Below are 13,824 nucleotides of genomic sequence, written 5' to 3'. Positions count from 1 at the left end.
AAACCTCTCGTAGCGGAAAGTTAATAATATTGTACAATAATCACTGAGCGTCTACTCTGGAAATCAACTCAAACTGAATTTCTTGGCCAAATGTAATTAAGCCAAGCTCAAGCTCTGCAAACTCGGCTCTGTCAAAATGGAGTTGATCCCACGGTGTGTCAGTGTTTACCTCTCTTGCCAGCACGCTGAAGCCTGAGTCATCGCTGATGAGTTTCAGCTCTACTCCTTCTATTTCTGACCAAGTTTGAAACGATTGGCCGCTGCTATTATCTTCCAAAGGTACGTAGTTGGTTGGTGTGTTGAAGGTGACTTGATCAACAGCCACACTCATTACGCCGCCAATGCCTCTTTTAACAATACTGATCAGTTGTTCCTCATGGTCATAGCCTAGGCAAAAACCGGCAGCGTATCGATGCAGCGCCGTGCTTTTTAGATGCACGGTTAAACTCCCTCGCCAATCTGGATCGTTAATATCATTATACAAATAGTATCCGCGCCGATAGTAGCTCGAATCACTCAGCACCACTTCGTTTTCGCCGAGCCACTGCCATTCACCACGCAAAGCGCGCCAGCTTTGAGATGAAAAGTCCACTGACGGGATTGGCTCGTTAGGCTGCACCGAGTTGTTAGCGACAAAGCGTTCAATCTCGGTCTCTAGTTTTTGCTGTGCAGGCCCACTAAGCGCTTGCTTTGATTCAATCAATCGCTCTGAGAGTTGAGAGGCATGTCTTGCCTTATTGGTGGCCCAGAGTCCAATGTCTTCATCGTCAATTGAACCGTCTTCAAGTCCTGCTTGGAGTTGCTGAATATTAAAATAATTTTGCTTTATGTCTTGACTGTAGGTGGCCACAGCAGTGAAGCAGTGCTCAAATGGAGAATTAGGCTCCGTGAGCTGGCCTATTTCCATCATTAGTTGCGCTAAATGCTGCATGGCGGTTGACAGCAACTCATTGACTATTTTTGCAAAATCGAGCAGCTCTTGAGCGATATTTTTTAATGAATACAAAGTATTACGAATGTTCGAGAGCTGCGAAGCAATAGCATTACAATCAGACAGTTGGGTAAGTTCGAAAAGCGGCGCCCGTAGTGGCTCGAAATACTCCCCGTTGGCAATTGAAGCAAATAAGCGGCTCATTCCGCCAATCGTTTGATAAAGAAATTCGTCATTGGATACCTCTACCGCGCGTCCATTGGTGCTCATGGCAGTGTAAAATGTGCCCAATTGGCGCATTTGCGACTTCATGTCGTTGCTGATTGTATTAATATCTGCGATGAGCTGCTGTCGTGTGTTGACAATACTGATGTCACAAAGCGTTTGTAAATCTGGATGGGCGTTCAACACTTGTGTGCTTAGCTCATTTAAGCGCTGGCTGATGCCATCAGGTAGCTGATCCGTCATAGTCGTTTCTCAAGTCTCATTTAAAAAGCGTAATTATGCTAACATCGATTTTGCTCGCGTATGAGCAGCTTAATTATATATTGTACAATAGTGAGAAGGGAGGATAAATCCTCATTTCATTAGTTCTCAGTAATTTTTGGTGCCTTCAATGCGATTTGTGTGCCTGCATTGTGTGTTTCTGTTTTGCCTGTTTTGTAGCTAAGATTTTTGCCAACTTTATAGTTTGCATTTTGTGCTATGCGATAATCGAGGTTCTTACCCACGTTCATAAAGAGATCTTTATCTATGACCCAGTCCATCGAGCCTGTTACGTGCCAGCCCCGTTTGGTTTTAGCAAGACTCGATGAGCCGCTGCCACCTTCAAGTAGCATAAATCCGGTATTACTCACATTAGCTGCGTTGACTTCACTGAGCATGTGGACACCCTTGAGAGACAGTGCCTTACCGAATTTATCTTTACCGATAGTGCCCATCGCTGCAGAAACGCTACCTTTACCTGAAAAAATATTGCCAGAACCTTGATAGTGGCCACCACTGATAGTGAGATCGCCGCCCACGGTATTACCTTGTAAAGTAGTGTTTGCACCATCAGCAACGCTAATGTTTTTTCCTACGTTGACACCACTCATTGTTAACGAGGAGGTTTTGGATGCGGTTAATGACTGGCTTAAAGATCCGCCCTCTATGTTCAAGCTGCCTTGGTTGAGTAAAATATCAGTATCTGAGCTGGTTATATTTACCATCGATAGCGCGCTTGAGCACTTGGTTAGGTTTAGGGCATTGGTGTCACCTTGCACTTTACCGCCGTCAATGCGCACAATGCTCTCTGTTATTGTGTACGCTACTTTTTGGCTTTTTACGTCGCTATTGTAACTCAACAAGGAACTGTTGTTGGATAATATGATTGCAGTGTCGCTCCCTGAAGCTTCCAAATTGGCATTGTGTAGCTCTACTTTACAGGCTGTCCCATCGATAATGCTTTGGGTCGCTTTTATCGAAGCATGCTGCACCTGCAACACTCCGTTTTTACCCGATAACACATTACTGGCGCTGCATTGCGTGTTGTGACCGATATACACTTTGCTATCGTCACAGCCTGACATGATGCCACTATCGGCTGATGAGTTAACTTTGATAGTAGAATTGATCGCCGACAACACTGGACCTTGCAGATCTTTAAAGAGCCATTTATCGACTTCTAAATTACTTGAATGCAGTGTAATGGCAACTTGGTTGGCGGACTTGGCAACAGTTGCACCCGCATTTATCTTTGCGCCATGATGTTGGGATAATATATGGCTACAGTTGTTGAACAATATCGCTTGGCTATTGTTCATAGTGAGGTCAGTACCATGGAATTGAAAGCGACAGTGTTTTGAGTTTTTGGCAAAAAATGTCCCCACAGGCAGTACTTTGGCATGAGGTCCCATGGAAAAGCTCATGGTAATGTGCTCACAATCCAATACATTATGCTCTGTGATCCAATCCTTAGTTTGTAACATAGTGACGGCCCCAAAGCGGCATTTAGACATGTTGCCGTTCCAACTAGACAGACCATTTAAACTGATAAAAAAGTGCTCGCTGTCTTTGATGTTTTCTAATGTGCTATCAATGAAAATAAAGCGGATCTTTGCATCAGGACTTTGGTTTTTCATTTTCCCTTGAATAGCGGCAATAGAGCTATTACGCAAAATAATAGTTGCCGGCGTTTCATAATTTAATGATTGTATTGTACAACCATTGAGTTGATAGGTGCCGTCTTTATCTATATTTAAATTACCGGCTTTACCGTGCAAACTGAAAGTTGGGTATTTAAGTGAACGCTCAGTTGCAAATATGGGATCTGAGCTTTGTTGTTCGTTAAATATTCCTGTTGTCAGATGATCAATGGCGTTACCTGTTTCAAGCTGTGTAGGCTTGAGATCGGCTGGGTAGGGATTGTTGTCAATGACACCCGCTTCTACATCCTTACGATGCAGTATTCTGTTGGGATGTGTCATGATTTATCTCCTTTTGGATTGCCTTGACCTATGATTTGATTGATTATGTTTTCAAAACCAATGCCATTTTGTGCCGTTGCGACATCCACTCCGTTGCTTGCTAGCAATGAAATAGCATCCGCACTGTTGATCATCAAAGAAGGTGTATTAAGAAAGATACCGTTTTTAGTTATAGTGAGTTCAACCCCCGCAAAGCTTGCATAAAGCTTTTGGTTTTCTCTATCAAACTCAACTAAGGTGCCATGTGGATCGCTGAGTAAAGTGACACTGCGTTCATTATCGTTAAATGTCTGACTGCCATCTTGCTGACGCGACTCCTTAAATGATAGACCTGGTGCGTGACTGGTAATAGATTTATTGCCATGAGCATCTGCTTCGCCATATCGATGAGGATACTCGCTTTGAAAATCCGTTGGGCGCGTTTGGCGGTTACTGACGCGCCAACGGTATACCGGGTGGTAGATACTCTTTTCTGGAAATTCAACTAATACCGTAGAGTGTAGCTCTGGTACATACATGCTGCTGCCAAACGCATTATTGCCAAGGTGTGCGGGTAATTGAGGATAGCACCAAGGTAAATCATCGATATCGATAAACTTGCTATCCATGAGGCCTTCAATAGAAACTTTGACTCTACCTAACATTCTGGGGTCTTTTACATCAACCACAGTCCCTTCGTATTGGCGTTGAAGGGCATTTCTCGGACGTAGCCAATCAGATTGTTTTATTAGCCCCATTAGCGTATCTCTCCAGCAATATCTTCATGAGTTTCACGGCTAAGCTCAACGGTCGTGACGATGTGATTGTTGGCAAATTTGCGACTTAGTTTACTGATAATATATAAACCTGTGTGGGTCTCGTCAGTGGCAGCATTGGTGCTATCTGGTTCTAAAAAAGAGACAAGATCCAGTACGCGCATCTGTGGGTGTAGTTGATCAGAATACGAAAGCGTTACGGTGACGGTACTAAATAGCGCCAGCGATGTGATGTTTTGTTGGTGTGCATGCCAGTATTTGGGGTGCACATTGTCGTTCAGCCATTGCGGTGTGCCGCGCCTACCATCGATATCTGAGCGTCGCGGAAATAAATTTGATTTGGTGAGCTTTGGCGTAGGCATTTCGAGTAATTCCTCGTATTCACCCAAGTCCCTATCAGTGATGTCTACTCGATTGCCATAACCTAACCAATGGTTGATAAAACCACTATTGGTATTGATTGTATATTCACCGCTATACCAAATGTTTTTGTCGTCTGCATTGTCCTTCACGTTTGGTAAAAACGCCCAATTAGGCTGTGCTTTGCTGACCAAGGTTTTTAAATCTCGAATACGAAAATCTCCGTTGGTACAAGGAGCAAGCATGAGCATAGAGTCTGGTAAGTTAGCATGAAGCCAGATGTCAGAAATAAATTTTTTATCGGTATCATTTGGTTGCAACCAAACTTGTCGGTCTTGTGACTTAGCGAGATTGCTATCTACCTTTTTGAAATGCGTTTTGGCAATCGTGGTAATTGCTTCTATTGCCGATTTTTCTTTTAGCGCCCTTTGGCGATGCTCTGCCAAATAGGACATTGCCGCATAAATTCCGGTAAATTTAATAAGGTAGTGGCTCGCAATGCGCTTTACCATGACGTTAGTGACTTGAAATGACGTCACAACCCCATCACTGTCATCTTCGTTGCGACGAAACATGACATTGAGTCTATTACCTTCGTGAAACAAAGCCCTGACTTTTTTATCACGACAGATCAGCGTTGCGCTGATTGTTGGTAAGGCGGTACCTACGGTCTCTATCATCTCAATTTCTTGGATATCTAGGTTACCTTGAGAATCGGCCAAAGATACACCGCCAATTTCGAGGTTTAACTCGTATTGACCTTCAATTTTCAACATACTTATCAAGTCTCATTAGGTGCTGGAAAACCAACTGTGTGAATTAATTCGTCTGTATGCTAGCTTACTGCGTTGAATAAGGATAGTAATTTATATTGTACAATAGTTGTTGCCAAGGATCACCTGTTTCAGCTTTATTATGTCAGTGAATAATAATTGTGTTTGGTGTCGACCTTGATGTTAACAGGTATAACAGAGAGCGGCTCAACAAGGGCTTTTCTCTGCTGTTTTTTATTATAATCCGATATTAAAAGCGAGGCAGTTTCTGACTATCGCTTGGCCTTTTTTACCGACAGATGGTTGATAATGGCGGATAAATGTTTGCGCTACTTTTTTCAAAAAGTGATTTTGCAAATCATTCTCTGGTAGCCACTTTGCTATGGGTACTATGTTTCCCTGTGCATTATCTTTATAAAGTAAAATAATGGCAGATGAAGCGAGATCATGCTGATCGCACATAAACTCACTCAGATGTTGTTCATGGTTTGTCACAAGCGCTACTTTGTAACGTGTGTTAACAATGTTAGGAGCGCCATTAAACGCGGTTAATATATTGAATAATAGCGCCTCATAGTCTTTTAAAAAGCGCTCCTGAATAAGACCTTTTAAGGCTCGTGTATAAGTCACATTCGTGTGCTGTAAACTAGAGTCAAGCTGTGATTGGCTGTCACGTTTAATGGTCGAGATAGGAAACACGTTGTTGTGGTTGTTAACCTTTAGGGTAGCGTGCTGACCAGCGAGACTTGTAAGCATACTTGATGTATTAAGATAATCTGATTTATACATAGAGATTGTACTCCTTTCTCAGAGTTGTTTTATTTCACCAACTAGAGCGCTACATCTCGGTTTGGCGCACCAGTTGGTAGCAAGTGGAAGCCTATATGAAAAAAAGTTAAAGAATCCATGATTTTTGAACTTTTTTAATTGAAACATAGTGTTGGGCTTTCCATTTACTTATGTTACGTGTATTCTTCGACGCGTACATGGTAAACCTGTTTTCTTTGGTCTTGTGTTTTTTAGAACGAAGAGTGTGAGCAGTTGCTGACCTCTTTGAGACATATAGTATGTCCTCTAGTTCAGATAAATAAGGCTACAGAGATAGATTCAGTTATGTTAATCTACCTATGTTAATTAGAGTTAGCTTAAATGTTATCCTATTTATTGAGCTGAAGGTGTGCTGAGTGTAAGCATTGGAACGCTAGTAGTGGTTTTTATATACTGGAGAGCCTTTTGAAGTACCAATTCACAGGGGATGATTTATGGAGACTCCGAAAGTGGATGCGTTTGACGCAGGCTCAAATGGCTGATCTAGTCGGTATCTCTAAAAATCATTACTGGACCCTAGAAAATTCAATTACTGAGACTGTCGATCATAAGTACGTAGGTATTTGGTTAAAGCAGGCTGGGCTAATTAAGCACAGTTGGTGGCAACCCTTTTTGGAATTAAAAGAGTCAATTGGTGAGCGGCCGATCCGTGCGCGTAAAAAAGACAACACGCTGTGACCGCCTTATTCATAAATAATGTTGTACAAAAACCAAATTAACCCCGCTTTTACCTGTGCTATTGTGGTTCGATATATTAGGCATATGTGTTTTATTTAATTTATTTGACTTGTAACCTTAAGAATATTTTGATGGCTAAGAATATACGTAAACAGCTTAAAATAATTGTTTGTTATGATACTCTTAAAAACGTGTCTGGTGGTAGTGGTGGTGATCAACTTCCAAAGGAAGTTAGGCCTAAGTAGCTGAATACTGGAACTTATCAGCGCTGTAATAATAAAAGGCAGAAAGTAAGTGAGCCGTAATCACTTATATATACTCGTAGTGGTAGTTGTCTCTGCACTTTTTGCAATAGTTGATAGTGCTACGGTATCAAGAAATGTGTTAATTGGTGTCTTATTAATCGTGACAGTGACCAATTGGCGGAATATAAATATTGCACATATATCTTGTATCTTATTAATCATTACACTCATTGAATATCTAGTGTTCTTTATTTTCTTTAAGTATTGGGTCTATTCGTCATTTTTTGGTAATGCGGTAATTTATATGATCCATTCTATGCTCGACTCTATAGTAATATGGGCGTTGTATAATCGTGACAAAATATCTCGCTATGTGTTGAAAAAGCAGGGATATGCACAAGAATTGAGTTATAAAATCTTTACTGACTCATGTTTAGTTGTTGTATTCGCAGGATTTCTAGTTATAGATGTTGCTGCTTTTTCAGAAAATTTACTACGAAATTTGCACGAGTTTGGGGTAAGCAGGCAAATCGCCGAACCATTTTGGAATGTGTATTTTATTTACGATCTTTATCTGCCCATTAAAAATATACTAAACAGTATCACCATTAGCATCATCGTCTTGTCGGTTTATGCCCTGTATGTTAAACCCCGTCAGCTGCGCGCACAGCAACGTTAAACCACTTATTTTGGTTGCAGTAAGTAACATGCTGCAACCAACTTCTCCCTTTACACTTGTATCATTTCAATGGCTTCATCGGCTGTGAGCAACTTCCATGGCGTTAAAGTGCACGACACTTCGGCATACAACGGGTAACCATTTTGTGTCACCTGTTTGCTGAAAGTGGCGGAGACATCTTCCATTAATAAGTTTTTGGCTTCAAACCAACGGCCTATTTTTAAGCTTATCAGCCCCGAGGCTGAGTCCAGCCCAGTAAATTTGTAGTTGTTAGGTGCACTTAAGAATAAGTCAACGCCCGCAATGGACGCAGCAGGCCCTGATGGGTAAACCGTTTTTAAAAGCGCAGCTACCTTTTGTCTTACATCCATACCATCTTTATATGCGACAATGAGAAAGTTGATTGGAATGGAGGGCGATTCACTTGATAGCCAGTGCTTTCGTGTCGATGCAATAGATGTCATCGACATTTGTGAGGGTGCCATGCCAAATAGGCTTAACGCGCTGTGCGCAGTTCTGGAGATTTCATCGGCAGACTCTAAATGTCCCGGTTGTTTGCCCTCCCATTGTGCGGCGCCCGCAACCGTCACTGCTTCGGTGAGGAAGCCTGTGATTGAGTCGTTTGGGGTCACAATATACAGTTTAGCATCTGGTACTTGTCCAGACTCGAGTGCTTCTAAATCTAGTGTATAGTCGCTCATATAACCTCTAATCGAATAAGATACTGTTCATTATCGCAATCCCATAGTCATCGATGCCAAAACTACTTTGAGCTGGTGTTGAACGACTTGCTGGGCGATTTAATTGCACCGACTTACGTGATGCAGACACCGGTTTTACAGTACTACTTGCTGGCAATTTCTTCGCAGTGGCCTGTGTGTTGACCACGTGCGAGAGTGTATCTTTGCGCAGAACTTGGTCGTTAAGTGGCTCTGGTATCGATGTTTTGGTATCTATTTGCAGTGATGATGCAAGGTTGGCAACTTCTGTTTGTTCCCTTTTCTCTTTACTTTGCTCGTGTTTGGCTGCTGTGTGAACGCGTGAGCTATGCGTCGGTATGTGTTGCTGTACCATCATCTGACCGGATGCTGGGGTGGTGGCTGCCTGTGTGTGTGGTTGTGTCATCATCGTCAACGGTATTGCGGCGGCTTTGATTAAACGAGTTGACTGTGATTTTGAACTTTTCGTTGTACCCTGAGGGTCGTTGGAAAAAAGCCCTGAAAATAGGTGACTGCCAAGGTTCACCACCTTAGAGCCAACATCGTACAAAGTGCGCGCGGTATTTCCTTCATCCAGTTGACCAAATGAGATCCCGGACAAAATAGAGCCAGCTGCTGATGCGACTTTCTGACCTGTGCTGGCTTTTTCATTTGCTTGCAGTGCAAAGTTTTCATCTGCACGTTGCCATCCAGCTGCGCCATCTAGTAAAGCTAAACCCGCCGTGAGTGCTTGACCTGCTATTGGAACAAGTTTAGCTCCTCCAAGTACTGCTCGCCCCAACCCTTTCATTGATGGGAGTCGGCTTGAAATAGACTTACTGGTATGCGATAGAGCCTTACTCGCCGTTGATTTACCTTGGGTTGTTTTCCTGCGTCGGCTTTGCGCTTTTACTTCAGATCCAAGACGAGGCTTAGCCTCTCTTCTATGCGCTTTTTTATGGCTAGTATCCGGTGCACCGCTGAGTGCGGCCATTCCGCCTGTCGCTAATGATGCTATGCCTGAAACTGCAGCGCTTGCGCCTCTTGATAATGTAGATATAAAGGAGCGACCAGTGCCGAGACGCTTCACTACCGTAGGTCTCGCTTTATTGCTGCGGCCATTCCGTTTACGATTAGTGCGCTTCTCTCGTTTGCTGGTATGCTTGTCTAGTAAATTGCCTAATAAATTATCCGCTGAGCCATCCTTTGGAAGTATGGTTTTGAACAAGCGTAATGTTTGATTCAGTTCTGACAGCGACTCCTTTTGTTCAGCGAATAACGAAGCGCCCAGATTAAGAAGTCGGCCCGTGATATTGCTTTGTTGACCTTGAATTCGAGTAGAGCGTGGATCCATGTGACTGGCTGCGTTTTTAGCAGTGTCGTGGGCTAATGATGCACCAAACAGGCTGGCGACCTGAGTGATAACTTCATACTTGTTCAGCAAGCCTGTTGTCGTCGCTAATCGAGGTCGTGTGTTGCTGCGCGTTGGTGCTTTGCTGTTACCTGACAATAACCGCAAACTCATCCTCCCATGTAGTGGAGACTGTTTTGTTGTTGGGCGTTTATCTGGATTGGCTACGTGGGTGACATGTGATGGCAAATACTCAGTTGCTAGTTTGGCTAAAGACTGTGTAGGAGCGGCAGCCCAAGTAGTGCGATTGGCTTTCACCTGACGCGCGCGCTTTTGATGTGCTTGCTTACCTTGAGCTGACGTACGTGCTTGGTTTGCTCTTTGTTGGTTCGTATGGGCAATATTCTGGTGAGCAGCTGAAGTTCGCTTGTCACCTTGAATAACTAGCGTGCTGCCTTTATCAATGGTAATTTGGGCATTGTTCAGGTGCAGTGTTTTGGGTGCTGCAACACTTTTTGTAGAGACAGACGCATTAGGGTTAACGTCGCTCGCAGTGATCCCTCCCAACAGCGCGGTGGTTTTAACGCGACCTTGTGGTGGTGCAATCGCTTTTTGACCTTGGGTAGATTTGGCCGTGTTGCCAGGTGGTTGCCTGGTCGCAAAAAGCTCTGTCACTGACCCCATCACACGCTTAGCCAAGCTTTTGTTTTGTGGCTTGGCAATACGTTTATCCAGTTTGGCAGTCTTAGGGTTACCGCCACTAAACAATGCTTTGAGATCGAGTATATTTGGTAGGTCATCAAGACCGAGTGTACCAAGTGCGACACGTAACCATTCATGCTTGTCAATGTTCAAAATCGACTGCTGCTCTGCGCGCCTATTTGAAGCCTCGCGATTAACCTGGGGTTTATGTCGCGGCTTTGTCGCTTGTCTAGTTGCTGTTACTCGTTGCGTTTGCAGCCGTGCAAAGGCCTCATTTACTGTACCTAGAATATTGAGCTTAGCTAGAGCAGGGGGAGCTATTTGCTCTTGTGGGCGTGGTGAGGTTGATTGTTTAATAAGTGTCTGTAATATCGCCTGCTGTGGCTTTGGTGCATCAACTAGCATTTCTTTATAGCTATTGGTCATACGCCCTTGCGTGATGGGCGTAGTGCTTTTTTGTTGCTGATTAAATGCACTAATCAAGGGCGCACAATCGGACAGCAACTGACGAAGAGAGTGAGTCTCTAAACGCTGTCCCTTGAGTAGCGTGTCTATATTTACAGAGGTAAGCGCGCTCGACTTTGTTCCGTTTATTTTGGCAATCGCCTGCAACTGCGTGCTGAGGCTACGTAATGCCGCATTGAGTAGCGCGTGTGTTTCCTCTGCGTGCTGTTGAGTGGGCACGGCGGCTTTTGCTGCACTCACGGGGAGCTGTGAGCGACTTTGTATCTCAGAATTTGGTTGTCGAGTGTTTTTGTTTTGGCTGTGGTGTTTGGGCACTGACGGATCAAAGGTGGATTGTGCGGTGCCTACGTCAATGAGCGCAGCTTTTGTTGAAATCACTGTGCTGCTAGTATTGCCCCGCATCATTGCGGTGTCAGTTGGTGCAAGCATAACAGCCGCTTGTGAAGCGCGTTTTGCAACAGTTGCTGTACTGCTATTTGGTGCGACTTGATTAACGTCAGATGACTGTTTTCCTGCACCTTTTTGACTGGTGAAAAGCGCATCAAAATTAACCAGTTCTGGTAAGTCATCAAGCCCAACTGTGCCCAGTGCAACCTTAAATAACTCTTTTTTGTCGATGTTGAACAAGCTTGCCTTGTCTTTTGTGGTGTCTGAGTTATCTTCTTTGTTGTTCAGATCTGAGCTTCGTCTGGCGCTTTTTAATGCCCGAGATTGTTGAGATTGCTTTTGTTGCTTCTCACTCTGCGCTTTTATATGGCTAGCAAGTTCTGTGAGCGTGCTATCCATATGAGTTAATACATTGAGCTGTGCGTGATCAGCAGCGGCATTTTGTGACAATAAATCTAAGGCCGAGTGGCACTGTGCTCGCTGGCTTTGATCTTTGCTTAATTGTAACTGTGCACTATATTGTCTCGCGATATCCTGAACTAAAATTGGATGATCGCTTTGCTGCTTGGCATTAAAAGCCTTGATCATTGGCCCAAGCATTTTCATTGTGGCGCGCAATGCCTCGATTGACAGATCTTGCCCTTGAAGGAGCTTATCTATATTCAGCGCATGGGGAACATTTTGTAGAGACTGTCCTGTGTTATGTTGAGCCGTTTTTAGTTCATCTAGGTTCAGAGCTTGCAATTGGACAGTAAGGCCCCTGACCACGGCATTGATCAAACCGGTCGCTGTATTTTTGGGGAGTGTAGTTAGAGTTGGGTGTGATTGCCCATTGGAGATAGGAGTATTAGCCTGTCTCGTATTGGGGGAGGGGCTTTTGAAGCGAGCAAAAGCTAACTGCAAGCGTTTTGCCAGCACCGCGAGCTCTTGAGGCTGCGCTTGGCGCGGCTCAAAAATGCGAATACCGCTTGGCTGCGTGCTGTTAATAGTTGTGACGTCACCCAAATTAGGGAGGCTTAGGGCATTTGACTGACGTAATTTGTCAATGTGGCGCACAGCGATGTTAGCCATACAAGTCTCCAAAATGTAATGACTCGGTCTACTGGCCCGAGTCTAAGTATTTACGTAATCGTTGTTGTAGCAGCATTGCCATACCGAAATCGAACTTGGCCAGTTCGGTGGGAGACAATATCTGCTTAATTGCCAAACCGAACTCGACTTCCAGTAGTTGGTTCAGATTTGCGAAAGGGATTGATAAGGGCCGCCTCATCGTCTAGAGAAGCTGAAAAAACAATGCCACATTCAGTATTGGCACAAGTTACCGCCATAGGTTTTAAATCGTGATATAAAAACTTGTCGATGTCCTCTAGTGTGGCCGCGTCATCGCCAATGGCATTGTTAAATAAATTATATGCCAACTTGTAATCAAGAGATGACTGCATTGCAGCGATAGCGACTGGGTCTTCATCGGCATTGCGTCGAGTCAACTCTAAATACTGGCCGACCGTGAGGGGTTTAAATTTAACGTCTGTCATGCCACATAAATCAGCGATAACGGGTAATTTAGGTGCCGCTAGGTCTTCAAATTGCAAATTTTCCCAGCCAAATTGATGTTGCACACTATGTTGACACTGTGGACATTCAACATTCAAATTAAACTCTACGGCATTCATTGTGCTCAAACGACGTAACAAGGCAATGTATAAAAAATCAAAAAATGTGATGTCTTCGCGATCCATTCCTTCTACGCTAATACCATTCAGGATTTTTTCTGTGCTTTTTGCACTAGACATTGTGCCTTGTGCCTGGGAAAACATCTTTACTTCGCCAAATGTATATGGCTTGTAATGTATTTCTGTTCCAACAGGGTAAGCTAAACCACGAGAGGGCAATTGTGCCACTTTTACCATGGTATCAGGTAAGTTGCTTTCTCTGTCTGGTGCTTGTTGTAATTCATTCATCGTATCATTACCTCAGTCTCAGTTTGCCACCATCTATTGGCGACACCTTTTAATCTTCTATTACGATAATCGCGCGTTTGTACTAATTTGTGTCACTACGTGAGCTATTTTTAGGCGGTATATTCGTATCAATAACTCCGCTATCTTGTTGTGCTGTCGCCAAGCTAGCTACATCCATATAGGCAAAGCAAAAATATTGCTACTTAGTTGCTCTAAATAGCAATTTTTGATGCAGTCAGTGTCAGATTTACGCCTTCAAATTGAATATGTAGTAAGGTAAATTGGTATTAAATACTGGTTCTATACTCTACAGCTGGATAGATCCCTTGAATAAGAAAGCCTAACTTAGCAAGTGTTATCGCTTCTTTTTGGGCGATTTCTTTACTCATCATCCAGATAACTTCGCTTCGAGCACCGTTATTGCGACTCTTAAATACCAAGCCGTGATATGCGTATTCATTGGTCGTTTTAAAACGGCCGTGTGGGGTGTCGATCATAAAGCGATATTTACTCATGAGGATCTCCATAACAGGTTGTACACCA

11 protein-coding genes are annotated in these 13,824 nt (G+C 43.6%); 2 read left to right on the top strand and 9 right to left on the bottom strand.

The features are described 5' to 3' along the window. Nucleotides 1-40 precede the first annotated feature (40 nt). The 5 genes from J8Z24_RS21700 to J8Z24_RS21680 all read right to left on the bottom strand — a co-directional run bounded on the left by J8Z24_RS21700 (nucleotide 41) and on the right by J8Z24_RS21680 (nucleotide 6,076). Nucleotides 41-1,399, bottom strand: a complete 1,359-nt coding sequence (locus J8Z24_RS21700; RefSeq protein WP_252096034.1) for a hypothetical protein — start codon at nucleotides 1,397-1,399, stop codon at nucleotides 41-43. A gap of 119 nt (nucleotides 1,400-1,518) precedes the next feature. Next, a complete protein-coding gene (locus J8Z24_RS21695; protein ID WP_252096033.1) occupies nucleotides 1,519-3,399 on the bottom strand; it encodes a hypothetical protein in 1,881 nt (626 codons plus the stop codon). Next, nucleotides 3,396-4,136, bottom strand: a complete 741-nt coding sequence (locus J8Z24_RS21690) for a phage baseplate assembly protein V (RefSeq protein ID WP_128730751.1) — start codon at nucleotides 4,134-4,136, stop codon at nucleotides 3,396-3,398. The genes J8Z24_RS21695 and J8Z24_RS21690 overlap by 4 nt, the downstream gene beginning before the upstream one ends. Beyond that, entirely contained in the window at nucleotides 4,136-5,290 is a 1,155-nt protein-coding gene (locus tag J8Z24_RS21685) for a hypothetical protein (protein ID WP_128730750.1), read from the bottom strand. Before J8Z24_RS21685 ends, J8Z24_RS21690 begins: the two co-directional genes overlap by 1 nt. Before the next feature lie 234 nt (nucleotides 5,291-5,524). Further along, on the bottom strand, nucleotides 5,525-6,076 hold the full coding sequence (locus J8Z24_RS21680; protein WP_252096032.1) for a hypothetical protein: 552 nt from the start codon (nucleotides 6,074-6,076) through the stop codon (nucleotides 5,525-5,527). A gap of 513 nt (nucleotides 6,077-6,589) precedes the next feature. On the opposite strand from J8Z24_RS21680, the gene J8Z24_RS21675 reads away from it, so the two are divergent. Together J8Z24_RS21675 and J8Z24_RS21670 are read left to right on the top strand one after the other, a co-directional pair. Then, complete coding sequence (locus tag J8Z24_RS21675; protein ID WP_252096031.1) at nucleotides 6,590-6,793, top strand: hypothetical protein; 204 nt, start codon at nucleotides 6,590-6,592, stop codon at nucleotides 6,791-6,793. Between the two features lie 294 nt (nucleotides 6,794-7,087). Next, nucleotides 7,088-7,717, top strand: a complete 630-nt coding sequence (locus J8Z24_RS21670; protein WP_176033177.1) for a hypothetical protein — start codon at nucleotides 7,088-7,090, stop codon at nucleotides 7,715-7,717. Between the two features lie 50 nt (nucleotides 7,718-7,767). Here J8Z24_RS21670 and J8Z24_RS21665 read toward each other — a convergent pair whose 3' ends face one another. The 4 genes from J8Z24_RS21665 to J8Z24_RS21650 form a co-directional block, all read right to left on the bottom strand. Continuing rightward, nucleotides 7,768-8,418 (bottom strand): hypothetical protein, encoded by a 651-nt coding sequence (locus J8Z24_RS21665; protein ID WP_125251885.1) that lies wholly within the window; start codon nucleotides 8,416-8,418, stop codon nucleotides 7,768-7,770. Between the two features lie 7 nt (nucleotides 8,419-8,425). Then, a complete protein-coding gene (locus J8Z24_RS21660; protein WP_252096030.1) occupies nucleotides 8,426-12,391 on the bottom strand; it encodes a hypothetical protein in 3,966 nt (1,321 codons plus the stop codon). A 125-nt stretch (nucleotides 12,392-12,516) separates the two neighbouring features. After that, on the bottom strand, nucleotides 12,517-13,281 hold the full coding sequence (locus J8Z24_RS21655; protein WP_252096029.1) for a T4 family baseplate hub assembly chaperone: 765 nt from the start codon (nucleotides 13,279-13,281) through the stop codon (nucleotides 12,517-12,519). Between the two features lie 287 nt (nucleotides 13,282-13,568). After that, entirely contained in the window at nucleotides 13,569-13,796 is a 228-nt protein-coding gene (locus J8Z24_RS21650) for a hypothetical protein (RefSeq protein WP_125251888.1), read from the bottom strand. Between the last annotated feature and the right edge of the window lie 28 nt (nucleotides 13,797-13,824).

This window comes from Pseudoalteromonas sp. SCSIO 43201 (assembly GCF_023716725.1).
Lineage (GTDB): Bacteria > Pseudomonadota > Gammaproteobacteria > Enterobacterales > Alteromonadaceae > Pseudoalteromonas > Pseudoalteromonas peptidolytica.
Note: the sequence above shows the minus strand (reverse complement) of the source record. Positions and strands in the feature narration are given on the sequence as shown.